Source organism: Paenibacillus sp. J5C2022, assembly GCF_025567625.1.
Lineage (GTDB): Bacteria > Bacillota > Bacilli > Paenibacillales > Paenibacillaceae > Pristimantibacillus.
In genome coordinates, this window is the sequence record NZ_JAOQJC010000009.1 from 174219 (window position 1) to 200519 (window position 26301).

Consider the following 26301-nt stretch of genomic DNA (forward strand, 5'->3'; position numbering starts at 1 on the left):
AATTAAGCAATTGAATAGCACGAAATTATGAATTTTTGCGCTATCCCTGTCCCTCCCATCAAATAAAAAAACAGCAAATAACCTGTCATCTGCGACTGATTTCCTTTCGGAATTGTACCGCTGCCTGTAACAGGTTAACGTTATTAATCACCTTCATTTTGTGTGCAAAGTTCTATATTCGGCTGGTGTCATGTCCTCGAGACGTTTAAAGATCCGGATAAAATAATTATCGTTGACAAAACCTACTCGCTCGCCCACCATGCTGACCGTCATGCCCGGATTCAATAATTGACGCTTAGCCTTCTCAACACGAACAATATGCAAATAGGCAATTAACGTCTCGCCGGTTTTTTTCTTGAATAATCCGCTAATATAGTTTTTGTCCATCATTACGAATTTGGCCATAGATTCCAAAGTAATCGGTTCGTTATAGTTATTGTGAATATATTCAATAATTTTATTAATTTCTTCATGATCGGTTTTAGGGGTCTCTCGGTTCAAGGAAGATAAGTATTGTTCCAGCTTCGTAATAATATCCCACTTCACAACGCGATTCCCTTCTTGAATGAGTTGCGCGTCGTCCATGCATTGAATGCCTTTAAATCCGGCGCCTCGCAACGCGATAAGCTCTTGCAGCATACGCCCCCATACTTGCGATACACCAGTCTTGTCAACGACAGGGCAATATACGGCAGTGTGAAGAAATCTCTCGTTCCATCCTGAAGGTTGGGATCGAACAATGATTTCATTCCGACTCCAACAGAAGAATGTCGTATGGCTCAGTACAGTAAAGGAATGAATGACGATGCTTCTTTCCCGTTCCATCAGATTGAGCTCCAATAGATCATCAGCTGTGAAAGCGCTGGCGCCGTGCAGCAAAGCAACGATCATTACATGCGGCAATGCTTGTGACAGTGCATGATTCACCGTGTCCCGCACATGATCATTCATCTCTCTAAGGCCCGTCAGCTGTTCCCACAAGAGCTGATAAACCGGTTGATATTCATATAGCAATTGTTTCGTATGCTGCTGCGCTTTCTCCGTCAGCTCTTTATCGATATCTGCCAATGTTTCCTGGAGTGATTCTACACTCATAGACAACTTCAAAATATAATTGGACGCACCATGCTTCAATGCCATCCTGGCGTATTCGAATTCATTCATACACGTCAGCATGACAAAGCTGCTGTCGCTTCCGGCCTCCCTCGCATGCTGCAGCAGTTCAATGCCATTCATGAGCGGCATAACAATATCGCATAATACTAAATGGGGACGAAGCTCCTTAATGAGTTCCAAAGCCTGTACACCGTTGCTTGCTTCGGCAATAATCCGAAAGCCCATGGCTGACCAGTCCACATGCTTCTTAAGAAACGTGCGAACGTTAATTTCATCCTCAACGATCAGTATCGTCCACAAGAGAACCCTCCCCTTTCTGATAAGGCACGGACTTGAGCAACGGAAAGCTTAAACGTATACAAGTCCCTTCGTCAACTGGAAGCCTCTCAAATCTAGCTTCTTCCTTGTACAGAAATTGCAGCCTTGTCCGAATATTAGCCAATCCGATGCCTTGACGTCCGTGATGCAAGGCAGATGGAACCGTATCATCATAGCCGGCTCCATTGTCTTCCACTTCCATGTACAGCTGCCTTTCCTTTGTGAAAATATGTATGCCAATCTTACCTCCGCTTTCCATCTGTGCAAATCCGTGTTGAATTGAATTTTCTACTAACGGCTGCAAGCTAAGCTTGGGAACGAGAGCGTAGTCCGTCCCTTCTTCTACTTCATAGTGCACATCAAACAAATCTCCATAACGATATTTCTGAATGGAGACGAATGCTTGCACCAGCTCCATCTCATCCTTCAAATAAATAAGTTCCACCTCGGAGTTTAAACTCGTCTCTAACAGTTTCCCAAGAGAAACACATAAGTCATAAATGGGCTTTGCTTTCATGTCAAGCGCCAGCCATTTGACCGTATTCAACGTATTGAATAAAAAATGAGGGTTGATCTGATGAAGCAGCATTTGAAAATGGGCGGTCTCCTTCTGCCTCTCTTCGAGCTTTAAGCGATGCACCAATTCATTCATATCATCGACCATTTTGTTAAAAGCTTGGTTCAAAGCGAGAATCTCGCCTTTATACTTCTTTTCCGGAAGTTTTATTTTCAAATTATTTCTCACCATATCCGTCATCTTCTTCTGTAAAACTCGCAATGGGCGAGTAATGGAATGCGTAATGAAGAAGGAAATGAATACAAAAATAATTGTCGTGATCAGCAAAGTAACGACAACCTGCGTCCGCATATTTTGCAGGTCTCCAAAAAAGCGGTCAACGGGAAACTGACTGACAATATGCCAATCCATTGACGTAATCGGCCAAATGTTAATAATAGACGCCTTATCCACATGATAGTCTTGGTTAGAGCCGGAATATAAATATTGAGCCAAATGGTCTGGCAACTTGCTTCCTGCTCTCGTCGATGCAATAAGCTCGTCTTTACGGCCGACGATAAAATAATTTTGTCCCGTAGACAGCTCTTTCGCATTGGAGCGGAACCACTCCTGGAGATCAATACTGATTTTCACCATTGCATAGGGTTCACCATTCACATCCTTGGATAATGAGTAAAGAGAGAACAGCACTGAGCCGGTCTCCGCCATCCCATTTCCATGAATTTTCCACTGATAGGAGCTTCCTGACTGCAGCAGCTCCGTAAATCCCGCTTCATTCACCAGATTGTCATAGGAGAATTTATTTACCGTATGATGAGAGGCATAAACACTTCTGTATAAATCAAGAATCGTGTAAGTAACAAAGCTGCTATCCGTAACAAAGCTCTGCATCATCTGAAAGCGTTCCATTATAGCACTGCTGCGTTCTGCTTCGTCATAGCTTTTAGGGTCGCGCAATATCATGCCGGTAGTTTTATTCTTTTCCAGCATAAGAAGCGCTTTCATAGCGGAGGTTTTTAATTCGTTGAAATCTCTCGCCATTTGCTCAAGCGAGGTTTGATTCAATTTACTAATATTTTGTTCCATCAATTTCTGCACTTTCCAAAAATGATAAGCCTGGATCATCATATATGGAATTAAAATCAATAAAACAAATGCGATAAACATCCGGTTTTTCAGCTTCATCGTATCACATCCGTATCATTGATCATCAGATTAATGTTCTTCTAGCCTTTAATAGAGCCAATCAGCATACCTTGGGTAAAATATTTTTGAATAAATGGATAGACGATAATAACGGGTAAACTTGAAACAATTACTGCAGCCATTCTTGTCGAGTCCGTAGGAACATTCGCTTCTGGGTTGAATTCTGTCAGATCAGATACCGTTAAAATTCTGCGAAGCAGCACCTGAATCGGCTGAAGCTCCTGATCGGTTACATACATGATCGCTTGAAAAAATGTGTTCCAGTAGCCAACGATATAAAACAGTCCAACAGTGGCCATTACCGGCATGGAGAGCGGCAACACAATTTGCAGCAAAATACGAACTTCCTTGGCCCCGTCGATTCGGCCAGAGTCGAACAGCTCTTCAGGCAAGCTTTCAAAAAAGCTCTTCATAATAAGAACATAGAATGCTCCGATTGCACTTGGCACAACCATTGCCCATACCGAATTTAGCAAGCCCGTATCCTTCACAATTAGATAAGTTGGAATAACACCGCCATTGAACAACATGGTGAAAACGATCACCAGCAAGAAGAAGCTTCGATATGGCAATGTTTTTCGGCTTAAAGGGTAAGCAGTGAGTGTCGTCAACAGCAAGCTAGTTGACGTTCCGGCAATCGTTATCCATATCGTCACCTTGAAAGCGTTAAACAACTCCGATTCACTTAACAATTGACGATAAGCATCAAAGCTAATGGATCTCGGAATAACGATATATCCGCCATGCTTGATCATTTCCGTTATCGGTGTCAAAGATACAGAAACGACATACAGCAGCGGAAATATAGCCGAAAGCCCGACCAACAATAGAATAACATATACGAAAGCATCCATCACTTTATCATCCAGCCTTTTTACCATATCCCCTCTCCCCATTTCTTTGCCATTTTATTGGCGGCTAGTACGAGTACCAACCCGATGGCAGATTTAAACAATCCTACAGCTGATGCTACACTGAAATTCATCTGTTCCAACCCTGTTCTGAATACCCATGTATCGATAATATCTGCAACAGGATACACAAGCACATTGTAAAAAATATAGATCTGATCAAATCCTGCATCCATCACTTGACCGAGCTTTATAATAAATAACATCACTATGACGCTGCGGATACCAGGAAGTGTAATATGCCAAATCATTCGCAACCGGCTAGCACCATCCACTCTTGCCGATTCGTAAAGGGTCGGATCAACGCCTGCAATGGCCGCTAAATAAATGATTGCGCCCCAGCCTAGATTTTGCCAAACATCAGTGCCGACCAATATGGAACGAAACCATTCCGTTGATTGCAAGAATGGAATGGCATCCAATCCCATGCTCTCTAACCAACGATTAACCAATCCCGTCGACTGGGACAAAAATGCGAGCGCAATGCCATATATAATGACCCATGACAAAAAATGCGGCATATAGCTGAGTGTCTGAACTAACCGGCTAAACCATCGCACCTTGCATTCATTGATCAAAATTGCTAATAGTATGGGCGGAGCCGTACCGAATAGGAGCTTGTACATACTAATCAACAACGTATTGTTCAGCAGCTGAGAAAAATACGGCGATTCGTAAAAATACTGAAAATGCTTATACCATGGATTCGCCCAAGGGCTTCCTACAATTCCATTTAGAAATTGATAGTCCTTGAAGGCAATAACAGCTCCATACATCGGCATATATCGGTATACGAAAAACCAAGCCAAACCAGGAAGTAACATCAGAAGCAACACTCGATGCTGCCATAGTCTGCCCAATGCTAATTTCTTCATCAGTGGATTCCTCCTCTTCTTACAATTACTATAAAGCCTATTTCCAATTTGTATCATTCACATAATTATGCGATTATATAGAACAGAATTAAGTTGTTAGATGCGCCAATTCTCAACCGTTGCAACAAATCATATAAAAATTATGATCAAGCTATTGACGGCTCTAATGAAATATGATAAATTATATTTTGTCACTGATTGATTGGATCTGTTAGCTCAGCTGGGAGAGCACCATCTTGACAGGGTGGGGGTCAGTGGTTCGAGCCCACTACAGATCATACTTAAGAATCGCCGCAAGCCCTTGATATCACTGGGTTTGCGGCGTTTCATTTTATATTATCCATCGCATATTCACTGCGAATTTTGGAGTTGGTGCGTTTTTGGTGCGTTTCGCCCTCACGCCTCATTATCATGCAACCAAAAGTGTCACCGGTTTCTTACGCATATGTACTCCAACTCCTCGCTTGCCTTTAATGCAACCCATCGCCTTGATCGGGCCAGTAGTCTCAAGCTCTTTTATTTGCATCGCCATATATTGTTTCGAGTATTTCAAGTCACTTTCGATCCAATAGTAAAATACGCCAACTATAGCTGAAGAAACATAATGCACGACGATCTCCTTAGCATCACTTTCCCGACTTGAATCGTGCTTTAATTGATCGATTGTTTCATACAGAAATCGACGAATCACTTTCAGCAAACGATAATGAACTACGCTTAACCTGCTTTTCTTGATACTTACCATGAGGAAAGGTGGAGCACAATCAAGTATTGTTTGATCCCAAGCTCCCTAAACCAGCTTTGCAAGCAGGTGATCGTGTTCCTGATGTGCCGCTGCTTTTATGAAGCAAGACTATACCAAATGCTGCAACCCTCTCACTTTCTGTGCTTTGTGTGTGCAGAATCATCCAGCAAAAAAGAATCTGTCGGTTATGTTCATCAATTACAAAAACAAATTGCTATATTGCCTTTTGCTTTCGGTAGTCGCCTGGCGTTACGTTCATCACTTTCTTAAACAAACGAATGAACGAGAGGGAATGTGTATAGCCCACCTTCGTTGCAATATCTTGAATAGAAGCATTTGTTTTCTCCAATAACTGCCTCGCATGACGAATGCGGAGAAGCGCCAAATAATCGACAAACTTTTCCCCCATCTCGTCCTTAAACAACTGACTAATGTACTTAGTTTTTAATTGAAAATGGTCGCTGATCATTTGTAATGATAAATTCGGATCCGCATATTGCTCTTCAATATACGATTTAATGTCCAGAATCAACGTGTGACCGCTCCGCTTCTCACGCATTCGGCTAATATGATCAAATGTTTCTTTAAGAAGATCATGATACTGCACTTTGATTTCATCCAACGTTTCAAACTTCTCTACTATTCCCGAAAGTTTAGGATATATTTCCAAATCCCAGAGTCTGCGGTATTCATACGCCAATTCCTCCAAGGATTGATTTAGATGATAGTTTAAGTAATTAACCGCAATGATGATCTCTTCCTTTGAACTTAGATTATTACGTAAATTCAAAAACATTTTCTCGAAAATCAGTTCCCATTCCTCATTATTTTGTTTGAAACAGGAGGTAAGCTTACGGATAATATCCAAATTGCGATAAATCATATCCGAAGACTTGGCATTCATCTCCGAATATAAAAACGTTCCCGCTCCACCTAGCACAGTCTTGTATTTCAATGCATTAATTGCATCCTCAAAGGAAAGCGGAATTTCGGTAACCTCTTCCACACCGGAACCGATGCCTGAAGTAACCGAAAAATGAAGATGGTTCTCCACCCATACGCGGAGATCTTTTCCCATGTTCTTGAGTGTTTGCAAGCTCGCTTCTTCATCGCTTGCCGTTCCATACAGGACGCCGAGCCTTTCATTGGCGATCCACTCCGACCAAACAGGGATGGCGTGCTTTCCGGCAATTTCGTTCACGACGCTTTTCACAACAAACTTAAGCAAACTCTGATCCCGCTGATGATAAGCGCTTGTGAACTCCTGATATTTGTCGATTTCAATCACTGCCACAATCAAACAATTCAACTCATGGGTACACCCCAAACCGTTAAGTTCCCCAATCCACTCCTCCGGTGAAATCGCCCTGGTGCCCTTTACTGTTTCCTGAAAAAAATATTGACGCCGGTACAACAAATCCTCTTGATGCTGCTGTTCATATTTGTTGGATTGTTCAACCAACTGATTCAGCGCAGTCTCAATGAACCGAAACTCATCATTTCCACCATTTGCGATGAGCAACTGGCTTTTCTGCTTGGCAAAATGCCGGATTTGCTCGACAATCCCTTCAACAGGGCGATAGTTCCTTTTTGTGACCACGATAAACCATACTAACCCCATGATCAGGGTACCAGCAGTTATTCCCAGCCAGATCCAATGAATACGGGAAAACACATGAAATAAGCCGCCATCGCGAAGCCCGCTGTAAATACTCCAACCGGTATAATTCGAAACGGCGGAATTGATTTCAGACCCGTTTTGAGGAGCATTGGCGTTCAGAATGTCGGTTCCATTCTGATCCTCCAGTCGAATATAGCTGAAATCGGAGCTGGAAATGTCTAATATGTACTTGGCGATCGCCTGAACACCTACGTTGACGACAATAAAGCCTCTTTCTCCGCTCAGGAGCGGCACATTACGCACCAAAGTGATGACGTTTGTCGGAGGCTCGTCTGCAAACTCCCTGTACGGGCGAACTGGAAACCATTTCGGCGGCGCTCCTTCCAGCAATATTTTTCTTGCAAACTCTTCGTCGCCGAACTGGCTTAGCGGCATGATTGCGTTTTTGCTCAGCACCATTTCATCTGCCGTGCGATACATATAGATTGAATCGACAAGCGGCAGGGATCCGATCGTTTCACGCAGTTTTTTGGATGGCACGACAAGGCTTTCGAACACTTCTTCCGATGATTTGAAGTAATAACCCTTCAGTTCATTGTTATAACTCGTTTCCTTCATAATTTGTTGGCTATTGAACTCCAGCGTTCGGTCCAATTGGACGAGAACTTGTTCCATGAACACCTCATTCGCCCGTTGAGCTTGTTCACGAGACACATTATTCACAATAGCAAAAAAGATAATCGACAAGCTAAATATGACGAGGATAAATATCGGCAGATAAGAAAGTAAGAGCCGAATAAACCATTTGCCCGGCATATGGTGCCCCCCCCAATAGGTTTGAATAGCATTTAGACTTATGAACAATCAGCGGAGATATACGTTCAGAATCGTTGAAAAAACCGTCCTGGTCAATATACAACTTTCCGTCAATATACGTTATTGTATCACTGCCTGCTATTAACCCTGCAACCACAAGTTTCTTTCATCCTAAATATAAACGACGCCTTCCGCAGAGGGCGCCGTTTCATTCCTTACTTATTTTTCCTCGTAGATATCCATGACTGTAACGATCTTGTCTTTATTATTGTTGTAATACGTATTGTACCACTCTTCGATTTTACCGCCGCCTGCCTTAGTCCACATGTCCTTCGCCCTTTGAGTTGCCTCTTGCACGCTATAGTCCTTGGTGACGATCGCCTTCGAATACTCGTCTCCCAATTTGGAAACGCTCTGATTGATCATATTCAAGTCGTTCGGCAGAGCCGGTGTGTTCAGGAAATAGCCGGGTATCGGTGTTTGCGGATTCAAATAGATTTTACGGGCTGTCTCCAAAATGGCTTTATATTCCTGGCCGACGGAAGTGCTTGTGTCGAGTTGCATAACTCGTGGGTCGCATTTGAGGGTGGCATCAGTCGGATTGCTCACCATGGAATAATCGACGTTCCAGGAAAGTTCCTTTTGATTTTTCTCAAGGTCGATGGCAACCGGACAACCATTGGCATCCAATTTGTAGTGTTCTCCCTCGGCTCCCCATTTGAGCGCTTTCACCGTCTCTTCTTTATTCAGAAAATCGACATATTTGATGACGGATACCGGATCCTTCGCATTCGCGTTAATAACGCCCGGTGTCGCTCCTGGCCCGGACAGCGCTGGAGCGAACTGGCCGAACGGACTTTTCGGCAGCATGATCGGAACGAGCTCGCCTTCAGGCACGTTTTTCTTGAAAGCCTCGAACGTCGTCTTTACATCCGCCCACTGCATTGTATAGAAGCCCAGTTTGCCGTTTACGAAATCACGCTTTGCCTTTTCCCCATTCGCATCGGCGGCAAAATCCTTGTCGATTAGGCCATCCTGATACAACCGCTTCTTAAATTCGGCGATTGCCTCCGTTTGCTTCCAAGGATATACCATTTTCCCGTCTTCCAAGGCTAAGCCAGCGCCAGGCACCCCAAAAATCCAGCTGAATATGTTTTGGTTAAACCCGCCCCCAAGCGACATGCCGAACGTATCTTTCTTGTCGTTTCCATCTGGATCGTTCTCCGTAAATGCTTTGGCGACAGCATACAATTCTTCGGTGGTTTTGGGAACTTCCAGATTAAGCCTCTTGAGCCAATCCATCCGCACCAAGAAAACCCAGTTAATGTCCGTTGGAACGAAAGCTCCGATCTCGTAAAGTTTTCCGTCGTCCTGGGTGCCCAGTTTGCGGAGAACTGGATATTTCTTCAACAGCGCTTTATATTCCACGCTGTGTTCTTCGATGAGATCATCCAAGGGCATTAGCTGCTTGGACGTGTACCAGGCATTTTTATTCAAAGCATCGTAATCCTGAATAAAATCCGGCGCAGTGCCCGAAGCGAGCAGGACGTTCAGTTTTTCTCCCGGATTGTTGCGCAAGATCGGCACGAAAGTTGCATCGACCGGCCCATTTTCGTTGATCCACTCGGTCCAACGGTTTTTCTCATAGGTGCCTTCATCTGCGGGAACACGGCCTCTGTCATAGACCATGACGGAAATATTCCCTCTTTTTTGCGCTTCATCCGTAGCCGGCTGATCAGAGGGTTCGTTTCCTCTCTCCCTGCCGCAGCCTGCGAGCGCGGATCCTACAGCCAACATTAAGATAAGCACCAATATGATCGTTTTATTTCTTTTTTGCACAGATAATCCTCCCTTTTTTTAGTAGAAGCCTATACGTTTAACTATGAAAAACGGCAACAACCTTATCTCTTGAGCATCACCCCCTACTAAAATCTCGTTATGACTAGCTCTAATTCAATAGGAGTTCAGGAGGAGATGCAATACACAAATTTTCGGTTCGGTATACGATAATCCAGTTCTGGCGTTATATTGGAAAAATTGTATATAACCGATTATCGCTTATCGGACATATACTCGTTTGTTTCTGCGCCTACGTTATGTCCACCTCGACATCGTTGATCAGAGCAATTGTTTTTGTCCCGTCCGCAAATTGATTGCTCACAATATTTACGTTCTTACATGCATAAAGCTGAATCGGGTATTGCATGACGTTATGCAGCGGATAGGAATCACTTCTCGTTATTACATTGTTGGCGAAGGAGATTCCGTCGATAGAATGACCATACACAATGCCGACATCGAACGTAGCGAAAACATTGTTTTCAATCAAAATGTTGCGGTGATAACAGTCCGCAAATGACTCCTGACGCTCAATCTCAGGATCGATGTCAATGATGGCTCTTCCCCAGTCCGGACAGCAATAATTGCAATCCAAAAATTCGTTATGGCGAATTGCAACTTCCTTCACCGCCCCCGACTCGAACCAGTAATTGGCGTCTCCGGAAATTTTAACACCGGCCCCCGGGGCGCTGATCCTATTACCCTCAAGCAGCACGTGCCCTGATGTGCTAATCAAGAAACCGCGAGCGCGGTTTGACCTCACAGTGCAGCCCACGACCATCAAATCGGGATTCCATGTCGTATTTCCAATCATGTCATCGACATTCGCGTCGCTTGGCAGCGGCTGCTCGAATGTCAGCAGCAGATAGTCCTTATTCAGCGCTTTCACATCTTTAATCGTAGAAACAGCATACGTAAGCAGCGAATCACGGCGAACGAATTCGATCGTATCTCCCGGCTCGGCAATCGGAATGCCTTTGGCCATATGATGAACCAGCTCGATCAATAACTTGTTGTCGCCAAGACGCTCTGCAATCCGGGCATAAATGCCGTGTACGTTGCACGGATCGTCCAATTGATTCTCGAACAAACAATGGTTGATCACGATCTGCCCCCTGCAGTTGACAAAATGAGTGGCATCGGCGGCGGCGGTTACGAGTCGGTCTGTTCCGGGTCTAAGCATCACGTTGAATTCATACAAGTGAATATGCGTACACTTCTGAGCAATGAGCCCCATCCCCGGGGCATGATGGACATGGATCGATTCCAAACTGATCTGTTCCCCGCCATCGATAAAAAAAGCCGGGTCCTCTCTTCTGCCGAACCGCATGACGACAACGTTTCCTGCCTGCGGCAGCTTGATGTTGTCACCTCGAAACGTGATCACGCCTGCGGCTGCTTCCTCAACCCGCATCTTGCGGTAAGCGCCCCAGCTCAGCCTGTCTCCGCTTTGATAGGCAGGCGCCTTTGTCTGTATGTCGAATTCATTCAGTCCCCATACCTTCTCCAGTTTCCCACCATACTCGAACCACACGGCGTTGCTCTCAACTTTATAGTAGACACCTTCGGGCAGCCGAATGTCGAACGACTCGGCATCGATGCGGCAGACCATTCCTTGGGCAAACATCGGTTTCTCCCAATCGATCACGAGATTGCGAATCGTTGCATGGCTGCAGTCTTCCATTACAAACGGAATCATCGGACCATGAAAAATAAATTCCGAGCCTTGTCCATCAATCGTAAACGCGTTTCTACCAGTCAAGAGAAAGGCTATACGGCGCAATCCGTCCTGATCGTGATTAGAAATAAACAACTGCTTCTCTATTGCTCTATCGGGCCAAAAATGATAGACACCCTGCGTAAACACGAGCTTAGCGCCATCGATTTCTTTACATGACTCTAGTGCCGATCGTACGGCCAGTGTATTGTCAAATCCTTGTTCCGGCTTCGCCCCAAACTGCTCCGCGCGAACAATCATATAGTTTCCCCCTCGTTAAGCTCTCGCTTCCCATAATATTGGGGTATTCACTAATGGAGCTGCGGAGCATCGTATCGTAAAATGCGTAGCTGTCATGTCCGAAATCCAAACATGCCCCATATTGCCAAGAGGAGTCGGGGAGACGTATTCCGGCAAATCGCTAAGACCGTGTTCAACGATGACGGAATCCGTCAATCCGCTTATCGTAGCAGTTCCGTGGTTGATTTGGCCGATATAGCCGAACGGAGACCATACGCCCGGGGTGCCGCCTGAGACACAGACATGGCCGATGGGCTTCCCTTTTCCAATGTCTTTACTCCAAATAATGGACATCGGTGTATAAGTTCCTGCCGTTGGAACTGCAGTACCGTAACGTTGGAGGGCTCCAGACAGCGTAAAGTCGCTGCTTATTTTTTCTGCTCCGCTTTCCGTCACAACCGTCTCGTATGTAATCTTCTCCACGGCGTTCGGGCAATCGTAACTGTTGTTCATAATATACACGTTGCCTTTCGGATTGCTTCTAAATCGGATCGCACCTAAGCCTGAGCCTGTTTTGATCAAATTGCTGCTTATAATGCCTGATCCGTTGCTGATCCCGATTTGGCCATTCGTATCTTCGAACGTGTTCCCTGTAAATACGAAAGATTCGATTAGCTTAATAGAATTGGACGCTGCATCTGAAGCTGTAAATCCGCCTTGGATAAAGCGATTGCCGGACACCGTACAATTGCTGGCCTGCAGGAGAACCTTGCAATCGCTTACCATATTGCCGGAGACGGCGGCATTTGAAGCCACTATGCCCGGGTAATGTGAAACTGCATGCATGACCCCTCTGACATGATTTCCTGTGATGGACACCTTCTCCACAACAGCCTGGTTAGTGAGGAATTGTATGCCCTCCCCGTCCGATACGTTCTCGACCGTGTTCCCCGTTATCGAGCTTTCCCCTCCCGGATTATGAGTGGGATTGTTGCCGACGGAATTGTCCATCCGGATCCCGGCGGTTCTGACATTCTTAATCACATTCCCGGAAACAGTAAAATTCGTAATGCTTGCGAGCGCGATACCGTAACGCAGGTTTTTAAGTGTATTGCCGCTAATGACCATATTATGGAGGTTGCTTTCAGCAGTTCCTAACACTTCATCATTGGAATTGATCCCGCCGCCGATTGAATTGGAGAGACCGAACGTACTCACGCCGTCGTACAGGAAGTTGCCGATGACTTCACCATTATACATGCCCTCCGGGCTGCCGGCGTGTTTAAGCAAAATACCGTCGCCGTTATGGTGATGGATCCGGTTGTTGGCTACGCGCCAATTCCAGCTCCCTCCAATCCTTATTCCTTCTTCGCCCAAATAATAAACGTCATTGCCTTCTACCGTGAAATTGTTGCAGTGAGTGATATTCATAGCATCCGTACGATAAGTGACATCCAAAGATGACAGTTTGAACTTGCTCGAATCCTGGACATATATCCCATGCGCTTGTTTGGAAAACATATTCGTCGTTTTCGAGCTGGATATTTTCAGGTTTTCCACGAAGAATTCGGTGCAGTTAAGGAAAGTAAGTATCGTAATGGTATCGGACGTATTGTCTAGAAAAAGTTCCGCTTTCGTACCCAGTAAGCTCACTTTTTGTCCTGTTAGTGTAAACCCGTCTGTGATCCGGTACTTCCCATTGGGGAAATAGACGACGCCTCCACCCGGAAAAGAGGATGAAACGTATGCTATCGTTCCACGGATCGCTTCCGTATCGTCGGTTGTTCCGTCTCCCTTTGCGCCGAACCACCGGACATCGATCGTATCGTCCGCCATCAACCGTTTGAACCGGGCACCGGACGCCGATACGACAATCGTTCCCGTATTGTCGACGGACGTGGTGTCGGCAAGATCGACACGAAAATGACCCTCTTTTCCTTCATCCCGTACAAAATAGAGAAACTCTGGGTCGGGACTGGGATTGGCCCGGATTTCGGCAATCGTAGTCGACATGACCAGATCCGCCGCTTTTAGGATCGGCACCTTCCCCTTGCCTTTAAGCTCTCCATATACGGATTCGGTTACCGATGCTTCCTCTTTCCCGAAGACAGTTGACACTGGGAGCATACTGCCCGCTGCTATCGCTGCGCCGGCCATGCCTATGGCAGTCAACAGTTTTCTACGGCTTACTTTGACGTCAGTCTCCCCCGGCTGATCCTGGTCCAAACTTTTTTCGGTGTACTGCTCCATCTTTTCATTTGGCATATTGATTCCTCCTTCATAATTGGGATAAACAAGGAAATTCCGCCTCACCACTTTGCATCATCCATTCTGCGTGATCGTCTTCATCCCCCCTTTCGGCAAATTCACTGCGGCCAAACCTCTACCCTTTGATCGACCCGATCATGACGCCTTTGACGAAATATTTTTGTAAAAACGGGTAGACGACTAACATCGGAACCACCATAGCTATGACGCCTGCCGATTGTATCGACTGTGGAGTGATGGACTCCATCATGGCATCGCTCAAACGTCCTTCCGTAACCTGTTGGGCCAACTGGTTGTTCATGATCATCTGCTGCACCATCACCGTCAAATTATGCTTTTCGGAGGAGTTGATATAAATCATGACGCTAAAAAACGAATTCCAATGGCCGACGGCGGAGAACAAGATGAGCGTGGCTATCACAGGCATCGACAGAGGTAGCATGATTTGCATAATCAGGCGGGTTTCACTGCATCCGTCGATCCGCGCTGCGTCCTCCACCTCGCTCGGAATATTCTCGAAGAAGGTTTTCAGGACTAGCAAATTGTACACCCCGACAAGGCCGGGTATCCATAAAGCGCCGTATGTATTCACCAGTCCCAGGCTTTTGACCAGCAGATAGCTCGGAATGAGTCCGGCGGAGAATAACATAGTGAAGAGAATCATCAAGGTTAAAGGTCTCCGATAGTAAAAATAAGTGCGTGAAAGCGGGTATGCCGCAAGAATGGTGAATACCAAATTCAATATCGTTCCGACGACGGTAATCTGGACGCTATTTTGAAACGCCTGTACGATTCTCGTTCCCTCGATCAACAGCTTATACGAATTCAGTGTGAAACCGACCGGCCACAGCCCGACAAATCCAGAGAGGACGGCATGCTCCGAACTTAAGGAGAGCGACAGGATATGGATAATCGGCAGGATACAACTGATACCAAATAAACCGAGCAGCACATAGTTAAAGCCATAGAAGATTTTTTCGCCGAATGTAGGCTTCATGTCTTATTCTCCTTTTACCAGAGTCCCTGGTCGAATTTACGGGCGATTTTGTTCGTGACCAACACAAGAACCAGTCCGACTGAAGAGGTGAAAAATCCTAGAGCGGTCGTTAAACTGAATTGGCCGCGCCCGAGACCGACTTCATAACTCCACACGCTGATGACATTAGAAATATCGCTAACCATTGGATTTTTGAGCACAAATATTTGATCAAATCCGACATCCATCACATTCTCCATCGAAAGGATCAGCATCAGAATGATGACCGGCGTAATGCCCGGCAGCGTAATATGCCAGATTTGCCTCAACTTATTGGCACCGTCCATACTCGCCGATTCGTACAAGCTCGGATCGATATTGGCGAGCGCCGCCAAATAGATGATTGCCCCGAATCCAACTCCCCTCCAAATCCCCGAACCGAGATAAATGCTTAGCCAGGCCAACTTGTTATACAGAAACTGTATCTTTTCCCCGCCCAATGCGCTGATGAGTTTATTGATAATCCCCTGTTCCTGAGCGAAGATCAGGACGATGAACGAGCCAACGATGACCCAGTTCAAAAAATGCGGCAAATAAACGAGTGTCTGGATGACACGCTTATAGAACATGAGCCTGATTTCGTTCAACAGGATCGCCATAATAATCGGAAAGGGAAACGAGACCACGATGGTCAGCACGCTAATAAAAAACGTGTTCTTGATAATGGTAAGCATCATCGGATTGTTGAACAGCAGCCGGAAGTTGTCCAAGCCCGCCCAAGGGCTGTGAAGAATGCCGTCCGCTAGATTGTAGCTCTTGAAGGCGATAATCAATCCCCCCATTGGTATGTATTTGAAAGTGATGAAGTAAACCAAAATCGGCGCAAACATGATCATGAGGGGCACGTTCATGTTGAAGCGTCGTCTCCGTTGGAGCCTTTCCTCCGATGTTTGAACCGCCGGAGTTTTCTGATATATTGCTTCTTTTGTTTCCAAGTGAGGATTCATCTGCTTTTCTCCTTATCCGCAAGATTATGATAGTTTTTCTAGCTCTAATTCAAACGGACTGCGGGAGAAAACGCCATACACAAGTTTCTGTTCGGTATACGATTATCCAGTTACAGCTCTGCTTGGGCGAAATTGTATATAGCCGATTTTCGCATACATGTCCTACCCTGAATTATTTTCACGGAAAAAGCATGCTTAATCAATGAATGATTTCACTGATTAAGCATGCTTTTCCAATCACCGCTTCACTATTATCATATTATCTCAAATTTCAGATATATTAACTTTTAGTTATGACTTACATGACTTATGCAATTCACGAGATTAACTGGGAATTGTGAGAATCTATGTTTGAATAAACCGGCCACCAGGTCATTAAGAGCTGGGGTGGCCAATAAATTGAGATAAGGCTTGCAAAACGGCGTACTTCTGTGTCAAAAACGATGTAGACTCGTTAAGAATTCTTATGTTTTCTGCGACGAACCTGACTACGAGTGTGGAGGAGGCCACGAACCATCTCGCCGTGGGTGTAGCCTTCATCACTCGTTTTTTCTTAGTTTACCTGCCACAAAGCATAAGCAAGCAGCGTCTCTGTAGCGAACAGCAATTCCATTTGCACATAAACTCGGAAAAGTAGAGGAAAGTGTGCACTATCGCTCATTTTGCTCACATCGAAACAAAAAGAGAGCCATTAGGGCTCCCTTGGATTAACTAGATTAAGTCACTGTTTTCATCTTCCGCTGCCATCTTGATACAACGGTCCTCTTTCCCCATTGCAATACCTCATACGTTATTGATTTTCCGGCCAAGCGAAATCCATTCCAAGCTTCTGCTTCGTGTCCTTGAAGTGATCGTTCCAGTAGGCATACAGCTTGTCGTAGCCAAGCTTCTCCTCTTGCGCCTGCATGTCGTTGAACAGCTTCTCAACCTCATCCTCCGATTTCGCCAGTACCATCTTGGCTCCCATGCTTTCCCTATATTCTTCTATCTTGGTGTTGATCGCCGCTTCTTCTGTGCCTCCCTTCGGGGTTACGGCTTCGAACGGCAGCGTATTGAAGCTATACTGGGAGAAGTGGGCTTCCGTAACGGATTCCAATCGTTCGTTCTCATTCGTTGGCAGCGGGAAGGCCGGTTGTACGTCAAGCCAATTGACCAGCCACTCCACTCCCTTGTACTTCATGTCGGCAGCGGTAGGGTCCTTCGCATAATCCTGCAAGTATTGTTCCGTAAATTTGACATGCCCATCATCATACTTCCATCCGATCCCTTCGGGACCGTACAGCGCTTCAAGCGACATTTGATCCTGGGACAAATATTCCAGCAGCTTTGCGACCCGTTCTTCATGCTCCGTCTTTTTGCCGACCATCGTCATAGTCCAGCCACCCAGCGAGCTTGGCTTGAAGTGAAACGGATTGCCGTCATCCCCTTTAATCGGCCCTGCAGGCACATATACCGCTTCTTCGTCGGACTGGAACAGGCCGTTCCACTTGATGCGCCAGTTGGTGTAGGCGAATACGCTTCCCGCATTGACCTTCTCTTGCACCTGCGCTTCCGTCAATGTCAGACTGTCTTCCGGCAGCAGCCTTTCCCTGTATAGCTGATTCAGAAACTTATAGACTTCCAATGATTCAGGCTCCCGGAACATATCAACGTAATTGCCTTGCTCATCCTCACGATCGGCCCCGAAAAATTGGATCAGATTATCGTAGAAGAAATACGCCGGCACGATTTCAAATCCGTCATACTCCAACTTCGCTTCCTTCACCTTGCGGAGCGCTTCAAGCGTACCTTCCTTCGTATCGAATGCGCTCGCCTCAATACCGAGCCGGTTCATCAGATCCTGCCGTGCCCGCATCGTATTATGCGTTGGATAGAAGTGCTTGTCCGTCATATCCTCGGGTGCATAGAAGTAATTGGGCAACCCGTAGTAATGGCCGTCCTCTGCCCTGAACCAATCCTGCACGGATGGCGGAACGACCATGTTCGGTGCATGCTCGGACAGCAGCTCATCCAAAGGAATGACGTAGCCGGAACGCTCCAATACCCCGCGCTGAGCCGCCTGATTGTTCAAGGTGACGAGATCGGGAATATCCCCTGAGGCGATCATCGCGGATAGCTTCTCCAAACTGCCGGACGTGAAATTCAATTCCACTCCAATGTCCTCCAGCATTTTCTTGTCCATCAGATTGTTGTCGGGGTCCCAATTTCTCTGGAACCACTCCTCCGCCACGAACCAGTCAAGTGTGACAACAGGCGTCTTGTCTCCTTCGGACTTGCCGGCATTATTTCCTCCAGTTGCCTTGCCCCCTTGGGTATCCGTACCCGTCGCTTTCGAATCTCCCTTCGAGCATCCCGCCAGTATCGTGCCCACAGTCAATACAATAATGAACAACAACATCAACCATGATTTCTTTTTCATGCATACTTCCCCCTCAATATATTATTATATGATGAACTCCGTTGCGCCCGGAGGCGCACATAGCTATCCTTTCACGGAGCCGATCATTATTCCTTTCACAAAGTACTTTTGCAAAAACGGATAGATCACAACGATCGGCAGCGTAATGGCGATCATCATCGCCAGTTTCAGCGTCTCCGGGCTAATGCTCATCGCCTCGCGCGGAACATTTGCGGCGGCTACCGATCCGACCCCTTGGGCGAAGGACGCGTCAGTAACCATCTTCATCAGAAATAATTGAACCGTCTGAAGGGAGCTCGACATTGTGAACATCATGGAATCAAAATATGAATTCCAATGGAATACCCCGTTAAACAATGTGATAGCCGCCAGCACAGGCTTGGACAATGGCAGAATAAATCGGGCAAACAGCTTGTATTCGCCGGCTCCGTCCATCCTCGCCGATTCCAATATGCTCTCAGGTATCGTGCGCATGAACGACATAATAATGATTAAGTCCCATACGTTGAACATGTTCGGAATAATGTACACCAGGAAATTATCCAATAAGCCTATATCCCTGTACAACAGATAAGTCGGGATTAAGCCTCCGCTGAAAAACATCGTGATCATAATATAGATCAAATACACATTTCTGCCGATAAGATGCGTCTTCGACAGACCGTACGCAACCAGTGCGGTGAACAGAACATGCACCGTAGTGCCGATAATTGCCCGAGCGGCTGTAACAAAGTAGGCTTCATAGATCGTATCGTCAGAGAAGACGGCTTTGTAATTCGCGAAAGTGAATTCCCGAGGCCACAAATTGACACCTCCGCGCATATAATCAATGCCGTCATTCAGAGAACCGACGATCGTGAACCAGAACGGCGCAAGTGTAACGACTATAATGCCCAGCATAATTATGCCGTTGCAGATATTGAACAGAAGCGAGCCTTTGCTTATCGCTTTCAATGCAGTTCCCCCCTTAGAACAAGCCTTTGCCGGATATTTTTTTGGATACATAATTCGCTGACAGCAGAAGGAACAAGGCGATAACGGATTTGGTCAGCCCTACTGCAGTCGAATAAGAATACCTCATGTTGCGCAGGCCAAGCTTGTAGACATAGGTGTCGATCGTTTCGCTCGTTTCCAGATTAAGCGGATTTTGCAGCACCAGAATTTGTTCGAAGCCCGTATTCAACAAAGCGCTAATGGCAAAAATCAGCATGATGACGATTGTTCCCATAATGCTTGGCAGCGTGATATGCCAGATTTTCTGAAACCGGTTCGCTCCGTCGATTGTGGCCGCTTCATACATTTCGGGATCGACCCCTGCGATCGCGGCGATATAAATAATCGCCCCCCATCCCAATCCTTTCAGCATTTCGCCGAGCACGAGGATGTACCAGAAATAATCCGCATTCCCCATAAAGTTGACGGGCTCCGCCAGAACTCCCACTTGAACCAATATTGCGTTGATAATACCGTTGGCCGGTGACAGCACATTGATGATGAGACCGCCGAATACGACCCACGAGACAAAATGCGGCAAATAAGATACGGTCTGTATGAAACGCTTGAACCGCATGCTCGCAATCTCGTTCAATAATAGTGCAAACAAGATAGGCGCCGGAAATCCGATTAGCAATCCCAATAGATTGATTGCCAGCGTATTCTGAATGACTTGTCCGAAGTTGGGGTCATTAAAAAACTCTTGGAAATGCTTGAATCCAACCCATGGCGAATCGAATACGCCGGCAAACAAATCGTAATCTTGGAACGAAATGACGATTCCGTACATCGGGATGTAAGAAAAGACGAATAAAAAGATCAGTCCCGGCCAAACCATGCTTTGAATATCGAGCTGACTTCTCCATTTTTTTTGCATGTACAACCTCCTGATGTGAGCGTTTTCTTCATTCTAATGATTCTCCCTGCCGAAAAACATATCGTCATTTTGTTTCTGTTGTCATTATTTTGGAGTTTGTTTAAAACGCTTACATTTGCTTGTATAATAAAGAAAATCAACCGGAGGGAAATGCGCCGATGAGAACACAACTGATGAATGGGAGCATTAGAAGGAAAATCATGATCGCTTTTGCCGCGCTGATTCTGCTGCCGATTACTGTGTTATGCAGTTATTTCTACTATCAGACGAACCAGTATATCCAAGCGCAAATTGTAAGCAATTCCAGCATCGCCCTCTCGCAAGCGAAAGCCAATGTCGTCAACAAAATGAATATTGTTACGAGTGCAAGCGATCATATCGCATTCAACGATACGCTACGCAACTTCCTGAGCGAACCATTCATTGTGAACGGCGACTCCATGGACATGTACCGGGAGAAGATCGTGCCTCTGCTCAAATACGGCACTTATTTCAATCAATTCAATATTCACAACATCGCCTTATATGTTTCGAACCGTACGATTCCGGAAGGCTACGGCGTCGTCTGGCATATCTCGGCGTTGAGAGGTGAAGAATGGTATCAGAACTTCATACGATCCGATGTCAATACGCAATGGTGGAGTCATGAAGGCGTTCCAATCGATCATTCCGGCATCGTGGGAGCGATCTATACATACGCGCATAAAATCTATTCCATGGATGGGGAGTTTCTCGGAATCGTGACCGTCGATATATTGCAGAAGGATTTGTTCTCCTTCCTGACCGGCGATTCGGAAGATGCCTTCACCTTCGTGCTGGACCCCGCCCGTGGCGCATTTATGCAGCAACGCAGCGACATTTTCAACTGGCACTCCGATAAGAGGCAATCCGAGATGTCACGGTCGATGCAAGGCAGCTTTCGTCATGAGGACAGCATCGTCGTATATAGTGACTTAACGGCGTTGCATGTATTGCTCGGCATTATGGTTGAGAACGCTCAAGCTGCGAATTCCAAGCTGCTGGCTGCTACGCTTGCCATTATTGGGGTATGCGTGATTTCCATCTTCCTTTTTTATAAGGTAATCAAAATGTTGTTCGCATTGTTCAAAAAAAGCATTTCCGCTATGGACCATGCAATAGACACAGGGTTGCCGCTTCAGCTGCCATTAGATCGCAGGGACGAATTCGGGGTCATTGCCGATAAGTTCAATACTCTGCTGCTCAAAATACAGAATCTCATGAGGGAAATGGTGCAAAAGGAGCTGCTTCACAAGGACACGCAGCTAAAAGCGCTGCAATATCAGATCAATCCGCACTTCATTTACAATACAATCGATATTTTCAGCGCGAAAATGGAGCTTGCTGGGCAATATGACGTATCAGAAGCGTTTTCGGATTTCGGCAAAATTTTGCGCTATACGATCGATGATCCCTCCATGTATACGACGCTCGAGAGTGAAATCGATCATCTGTCGCGGTATGCCAATTTGCAAAAAATGAAATACGGCGAGCGTCTTCGGGTAAACGTCGATATACCGGATGAGTTGCTGAGCGCTTGCATGATCACATTTATAATTCAACCGCTTGTCGAGAACAGCATCAAACACGGTTTCGGGAATAGAGACAGGCTGGACGTGTCAATTGAAGCGACGCTGATTGAAGGCCGCAACGTTCAGATCACCATCTCGGATAACGGCAATGGCATGCGTCACGATCAAGTGGATGCGCTCAACAACCTATTTACAAGCCCGTCGAATAGACAGCATACGCCGGATCGATCCATCGGCATCGGATTACGCAATATTAACGAGCGACTGAAGTTATATTACGGTGATCGCTATCATCTGACGATGGAAAGCCGGCTTGGCACAGGTACAATAACTTCGATCAAAATTCCCTGGCGGGAACAGGAGGGATAAAGCTTATGTACTCAGTATTGATTGTTGATGACGAGCCGCTCATCTGCGAAGGGATCAGATCCAAGCTGCTGCGTATGAACCGCGTCGATATAAGCAGCATCCGAATCGCATACAACGGAGTGCACGCCCAGGAACAGATGGCTTCCAAAGTACCTGACCTTATTCTGTGCGACATCAAAATGCCGGATATGGACGGCATCTCACTCATGAAAGCGACATCTGCAAAGTACCGGGGAGCTACATTTATTTTCTTAAGCGGCTTCGGCGATTACAACTATGTAAGAGAAGCATTCAAATACGGAGCTGCGGACTATCTGCTAAAGCCGGTCAGCTTTACCGATCTTCAGAAGCAACTGCTTGCCGCCATTAAGCTTGTGGACTCGAGAAGAAGCGAGGCGAGCGAGGCGGATGATGACACAGCCGATCGAGGCTCGATTATCGACCTTTCCAAAACGTATATTCAGCAAAATTTTCAGCGACCGCTTACACTCTCTAATGTGGCCAATGAATTCTCCATGAACTATTCTTACTTCAGCACCTTATTCAAAAAAGAAACCGGTATGACCTTCACATCCTATTTGACGAAAATCCGGATGAAAGAAGCAAAAAAACTGCTTGGCGATCCGACGATTCGAATTCATGAAATCGCGGGAATGGTCGGCTATGACAGCGCATACAACTTCTCGCGAGCATTCAAGAGCCACTTCCTGCTGTCACCGAATCGCTATCGCAGCGAGAGCTTGCACAGCAGGAAGCATTGAAGCATTCATACAAGTTGAATCCCATGTGCAACATCTTAGATATTGTTTCCGTCAATAACATTAGCAGCTGCATAAAACGACTAGATGAGGTGAAAGGAATTGAAAAAGAAACCGTTTTTGATTGTCACGTTGACAGCAATGCTGATGCTCATTCTGGCACAATCCGTATTCGCATTCTCCGATACGGCAGGTACGCCCGAGGAGAAGAAGATTGCCTCACTGAAGGAGAAGGGAATTATTAGCGGGTATTCGGACAACACGTTCAAACCCAATGGCAAGCTGACGTATGCGGCAGGCGTATCCATGATTGTCAAAGGTCTTGACCTCAATATTGACAACCTGCGTTTCATTAAAGAACCGAAAGCGACGGATTACTTTCCTGAGCTGAACGACAATGCATGGTATGCGGATGACTTCATCATCGCCTTCCATAACGGATTGGATATTCCGAAGGACGTAAAGGCCAGCGACAAGATGACGAAGGAACAATTCGCACATCATCTGTTCAATGCCATGATGACGAAAGGCGACTTCGCCTTCATCGAAATCTTCATGATGATCAATGATGAAGCCGACGTCAACCCGGCATACATGAACAGCATACAGAAGCTGCTGATCAGCAAAATTGCGGTCCTGGACGATGAGAACAACTTCTATCCACAACAGCATATAACCCGCGGAACAGCTGCAGCATGGCTGCACGACGGTATCGAGTTCGTAGAAACAATGACTCCCATCGATTCCGAGCCTGAAACCGAGTTGCCCGCATACAAATTGGACATGGACGTAACCCCGGTCAATGATGACGTTAATCAGGTTACGATTACGGCAGAAATGCCGCATCCCGGCTATGGGCTACGCGTAGCATCCATCTCGTTCCAAGGCGATGAGGCGCATATCGAGCTGGCGCCGATCTTGCCTGATCCCGATCGGATGTATCCGCAAGTGATTACTGAGGTCAGCGTAACGACATACATTGGTTCCGAATACACGCCGGTGCTGCCGAAAGCTGTAGAAGATATGGATATGTCTACGGACGTAGAACCAACTGATCCTGTAGTGAACGCTTCCTAGCAACGCCATAAAGCCGATACTTGCCGCTTTTTATGAGCGACAGTATCGGCTTTGCTTTTTCAACTGCTTCCTATATCTCAATCCATGACCCCAGAATCATACTTGGCTCTGCTCCTGACGCATAGAGTTAAATAGGTTTACATATGTTCTGCAATCTGAATAAACGTGATAAACTATTCGTATTACTTACTGAAGGAGACATACATAATTGAAGAAGATTTTTCTGCTATTGCTTTCATCAGTCATGTTCCTAATCTCAGCATGTGCAATAACGAGCAATCCGTCCGGCCACAATGATTATGAGCTCATTTTTCCAAGTGACAAATATCCGGAAACGGCTCTTCACATATCAGGCGCGATTGCTCAAGGTCACTCCAATGTTTGTACAATCGACAGAGTTGGAGCTGAAGAAAACCGCAAGGAATCATTAGCAGGCATTGATACGAGAAATGGATATGATCGAGACGAGTGGCCTATGGCAATGTGTAAGGAAGGCGGCAAAGGAGCCAGTGTCGCTTATATTGCTCCAAGCGATAATCGCGGAGCCGGATCATGGGTCGGCAATCAATTGGCAGACTATCCAGACGGTACGAAGGTTGCATTTATTGTGAAAAAGCCAGAGAACATTTTTCCAACCAGCGAATCCGCTGATGGAAAAATCACCTATAAAAGCTGCTCTGAAGTGCGTGAAGCCGGAGCTGCTCCCCTCCGTAAAGGCGATCCGGGATACAGCACGAAGCTTGATCGAGACGGTGACGGTATAGCTTGTGAGACATAAATAATTAGAGCCGGGGGCACCTCACGGCTCTTTCTTCATTTTAGAATATAACCTCCAGTTTTGAAATAACTTGCATCTTGGTTCAATTTATAATCAACACACTATGTTATATAATATAATACTAATTTGAGGATTATGCAGATTTATATCATGTTTTTGGCATTTTTTCTCTTTTTTTAAAAATATTTATCGTTCTCATGAAAATTGATTGTATTTTTATTTTATATTATAGTATGTAACACATAATTGACAAGATATATATAGAGTTAAAGGAGAGAACACCGCAATGAAAATCGCTCTAATTGCACATGATTCCAAAAAGAACGAAATGGTTAACTTTGTTATTGAATACTCCGGAGCAGATTGAGCCATCGTTCCGATGAGTGAGAGCCACGTCTCCGGTGTTTTTGAGCCACCCTTCCGGACGGGGTGAGCCACTGGTAATTTGCTTAGAAACTATGAATCCGCCCTTGACATGGAGCCTCTAGCGGGTGTGATCTCCCGCAATTAGGCGAGGCGGCAAGGACTTCCCATCGCGTGGCTAGCAGCCTATCACACCCGCCCCCTCCATGTAAAGGGCTTTGAAGCTGGTCCTCACCTCCGGACAAGTGGCTCAATTTTACCGGAGGACTGGCTCACTACTCAACGGAATGGCGGCTCTATTGAACCGAAATATTCAGTTATCGCTTATAAACACATCTTTAACTTACACGAAATCTATGCCACAGGCACAACTGGTCTTAGAATTATGATGGAAAGCAGAGTTCAGGTGAATCGCTTGCAATCCGGCCCACTAACGGCGATCAACAGATCGGTTCCATGGTGGCATCGAATGAAATTGATCTTGTAGTTTTTTTAAGAGACCCACTTGTTGCCCAGCCTCATGAACCTGATATTACCGCACTTATTCGCTTATGCGACGTGCAGTGCATTCCACTCGCAACCAATATCGCTTCCGCCGAATTATTGGCCAAATCCATTGAAAGTGCCCACTACGGATGGCGGGACGTTGTAAAAAACAAATATAAGTTACTTTCGATAACCGGAACTGATGAATAAAGTGGCTGTGCCCTTGGAGGTGCATCTCTTTGAAACTGGCTCCAATTGAAGACATCGTGGAATGTCGTCAAGCAATCAGGAGCACTAGATTATCAGGATATTTGTGAATTCATGCAACTGCACTCTGTGGTTTGCTTGCTTCTGGATAACGACGGAAGAATCGATTCACACGCTCCCTATAGTCCTTCATCGTCTGTTCAGAAATACCCTGCGCTTTCTTCCAGACCAAAAAAACTTCTCAAGCGTCAC

General features: G+C 45.9%; 18 protein-coding genes, 1 tRNA gene and 2 pseudogenes. 7 read left to right on the forward strand and 14 right to left on the reverse strand.

Going from position 1 to position 26301, the window contains the following annotated elements:
* Positions 1-153: 153 nt before the first annotated feature.
* From M6D81_RS09780 to M6D81_RS09795, 4 genes are read right to left on the reverse strand one after another with little or no spacing between them, the layout of a single operon-like run.
* A complete protein-coding gene (locus M6D81_RS09780) occupies positions 154-1416 on the reverse strand; it encodes a response regulator transcription factor (protein ID WP_262676686.1) in 1263 nt (420 codons plus the stop codon).
* Positions 1394-3136, reverse strand: a complete 1743-nt coding sequence (locus tag M6D81_RS09785) for a sensor histidine kinase (RefSeq protein WP_262676687.1) — start codon at positions 3134-3136, stop codon at positions 1394-1396. Before M6D81_RS09785 ends, M6D81_RS09780 begins: the two co-directional genes overlap by 23 nt.
* Positions 3137-3177: 41 nt before the next feature.
* Positions 3178-4038, reverse strand: a complete 861-nt coding sequence (locus tag M6D81_RS09790; protein ID WP_262676688.1) for a carbohydrate ABC transporter permease — start codon at positions 4036-4038, stop codon at positions 3178-3180.
* Complete coding sequence (locus M6D81_RS09795) at positions 4032-4943, reverse strand: ABC transporter permease (RefSeq protein ID WP_262676689.1); 912 nt, start codon at positions 4941-4943, stop codon at positions 4032-4034. Before M6D81_RS09795 ends, M6D81_RS09790 begins: the two co-directional genes overlap by 7 nt.
* A gap of 205 nt (positions 4944-5148) precedes the next feature.
* On the opposite strand from M6D81_RS09795, the gene M6D81_RS09800 reads away from it, so the two are divergent.
* Positions 5149-5221 (forward strand) — tRNA-Val (locus M6D81_RS09800).
* Between the two features lie 131 nt (positions 5222-5352).
* Here the strand turns inward: M6D81_RS09800 and M6D81_RS09805 are convergent.
* The 10 genes from M6D81_RS09805 to M6D81_RS09850 form a co-directional block, all read right to left on the reverse strand.
* Complete coding sequence (locus tag M6D81_RS09805; RefSeq protein ID WP_262676690.1) at positions 5353-5688, reverse strand: TetR-like C-terminal domain-containing protein; 336 nt, start codon at positions 5686-5688, stop codon at positions 5353-5355.
* A gap of 214 nt (positions 5689-5902) precedes the next feature.
* Positions 5903-8125 carry a helix-turn-helix transcriptional regulator gene (locus M6D81_RS09810; RefSeq protein WP_262676691.1) on the reverse strand — a complete coding sequence of 741 codons (2223 nt, stop codon included), beginning with the start codon at positions 8123-8125 and terminating at the stop codon, positions 5903-5905.
* Between the two features lie 219 nt (positions 8126-8344).
* Positions 8345-9964, reverse strand: coding sequence for a type 2 periplasmic-binding domain-containing protein (locus M6D81_RS09815; protein WP_262676692.1), 1620 nt, complete (start codon positions 9962-9964; stop codon positions 8345-8347).
* A 250-nt stretch (positions 9965-10214) separates the two neighbouring features.
* Positions 10215-11942, reverse strand: coding sequence for a right-handed parallel beta-helix repeat-containing protein (locus tag M6D81_RS09820; RefSeq protein ID WP_262676694.1), 1728 nt, complete (start codon positions 11940-11942; stop codon positions 10215-10217).
* 15 nt (positions 11943-11957) lie between these two features.
* Positions 11958-14186, reverse strand: coding sequence for a right-handed parallel beta-helix repeat-containing protein (locus M6D81_RS09825; RefSeq protein WP_262676695.1), 2229 nt, complete (start codon positions 14184-14186; stop codon positions 11958-11960).
* 118 nt (positions 14187-14304) lie between these two features.
* Entirely contained in the window at positions 14305-15186 is an 882-nt protein-coding gene (locus tag M6D81_RS09830) for a carbohydrate ABC transporter permease (RefSeq protein ID WP_262676696.1), read from the reverse strand.
* Between the two features lie 14 nt (positions 15187-15200).
* Positions 15201-16076, reverse strand: a complete 876-nt coding sequence (locus tag M6D81_RS09835) for an ABC transporter permease (protein ID WP_262676697.1) — start codon at positions 16074-16076, stop codon at positions 15201-15203.
* Between the two features lie 886 nt (positions 16077-16962).
* On the reverse strand, positions 16963-18591 hold the full coding sequence (locus M6D81_RS09840) for a type 2 periplasmic-binding domain-containing protein (protein ID WP_262676698.1): 1629 nt from the start codon (positions 18589-18591) through the stop codon (positions 16963-16965).
* 63 nt (positions 18592-18654) lie between these two features.
* Entirely contained in the window at positions 18655-19545 is an 891-nt protein-coding gene (locus M6D81_RS09845; RefSeq protein WP_262676699.1) for a carbohydrate ABC transporter permease, read from the reverse strand.
* 13 nt (positions 19546-19558) lie between these two features.
* Positions 19559-20461, reverse strand: coding sequence for an ABC transporter permease (locus tag M6D81_RS09850; protein ID WP_262676700.1), 903 nt, complete (start codon positions 20459-20461; stop codon positions 19559-19561).
* Between the two features lie 158 nt (positions 20462-20619).
* On the opposite strand from M6D81_RS09850, the gene M6D81_RS09855 reads away from it, so the two are divergent.
* From M6D81_RS09855 to M6D81_RS09880, 6 genes and pseudogenes are all read left to right on the forward strand, one after another.
* Complete coding sequence (locus M6D81_RS09855) at positions 20620-22380, forward strand: cache domain-containing sensor histidine kinase (RefSeq protein ID WP_262676701.1); 1761 nt, start codon at positions 20620-20622, stop codon at positions 22378-22380.
* 5 nt (positions 22381-22385) lie between these two features.
* Positions 22386-23141 (forward strand): response regulator transcription factor, encoded by a 756-nt coding sequence (locus tag M6D81_RS09860; RefSeq protein ID WP_262676702.1) that lies wholly within the window; start codon positions 22386-22388, stop codon positions 23139-23141.
* Positions 23142-23240: 99 nt separating this feature from the next.
* Complete coding sequence (locus M6D81_RS09865) at positions 23241-24215, forward strand: S-layer homology domain-containing protein (protein ID WP_262676703.1); 975 nt, start codon at positions 23241-23243, stop codon at positions 24213-24215.
* 244 nt (positions 24216-24459) lie between these two features.
* Positions 24460-24828, forward strand: a pseudogene (locus M6D81_RS09870) (excalibur calcium-binding domain-containing protein); the annotation flags it as partial.
* Positions 24823-24993 (forward strand): excalibur calcium-binding domain-containing protein, encoded by a 171-nt coding sequence (locus tag M6D81_RS09875; RefSeq protein WP_262676718.1) that lies wholly within the window; start codon positions 24823-24825, stop codon positions 24991-24993. The pseudogene M6D81_RS09870 and the gene M6D81_RS09875, both read left to right, overlap by 6 nt.
* Positions 24994-25654: 661 nt before the next feature.
* Positions 25655-26052: pseudogene (locus tag M6D81_RS09880) on the forward strand (methylglyoxal synthase).
* Positions 26053-26301: the final 249 nt, after the last annotated feature.

Coding starts and splice junctions, on each gene's coding strand:
- M6D81_RS09785 (WP_262676687.1), bottom strand. CDS start 3,136: ATGAAGCTGAAAAACCGGATGTTTATCGCATTTGTTTTATTGATTTTA.
- M6D81_RS09790 (WP_262676688.1), bottom strand. CDS start 4,038: ATGGTAAAAAGGCTGGATGATAAAGTGATGGATGCTTTCGTATATGTT.
- M6D81_RS09795 (WP_262676689.1), bottom strand. CDS start 4,943: ATGAAGAAATTAGCATTGGGCAGACTATGGCAGCATCGAGTGTTGCTT.
- M6D81_RS09805 (WP_262676690.1), bottom strand. CDS start 5,688: ATGGTAAGTATCAAGAAAAGCAGGTTAAGCGTAGTTCATTATCGTTTG.
- M6D81_RS09810 (WP_262676691.1), bottom strand. CDS start 8,125: ATGCCGGGCAAATGGTTTATTCGGCTCTTACTTTCTTATCTGCCGATA.
- M6D81_RS09820 (WP_262676694.1), bottom strand. CDS start 11,942: ATGATTGTTCGCGCGGAGCAGTTTGGGGCGAAGCCGGAACAAGGATTT.
- M6D81_RS09825 (WP_262676695.1), bottom strand. CDS start 14,186: ATGCCAAATGAAAAGATGGAGCAGTACACCGAAAAAAGTTTGGACCAG.
- M6D81_RS09830 (WP_262676696.1), bottom strand. CDS start 15,186: ATGAAGCCTACATTCGGCGAAAAAATCTTCTATGGCTTTAACTATGTG.
- M6D81_RS09835 (WP_262676697.1), bottom strand. CDS start 16,076: ATGAACGTGCCCCTCATGATCATGTTTGCGCCGATTTTGGTTTACTTC.
- M6D81_RS09840 (WP_262676698.1), bottom strand. CDS start 18,591: ATGAAAAAGAAATCATGGTTGATGTTGTTGTTCATTATTGTATTGACT.
- M6D81_RS09850 (WP_262676700.1), bottom strand. CDS start 20,461: ATGCAAAAAAAATGGAGAAGTCAGCTCGATATTCAAAGCATGGTTTGG.
- M6D81_RS09855 (WP_262676701.1), top strand. CDS start 20,620: ATGAGAACACAACTGATGAATGGGAGCATTAGAAGGAAAATCATGATC.
- M6D81_RS09860 (WP_262676702.1), top strand. CDS start 22,386: ATGTACTCAGTATTGATTGTTGATGACGAGCCGCTCATCTGCGAAGGG.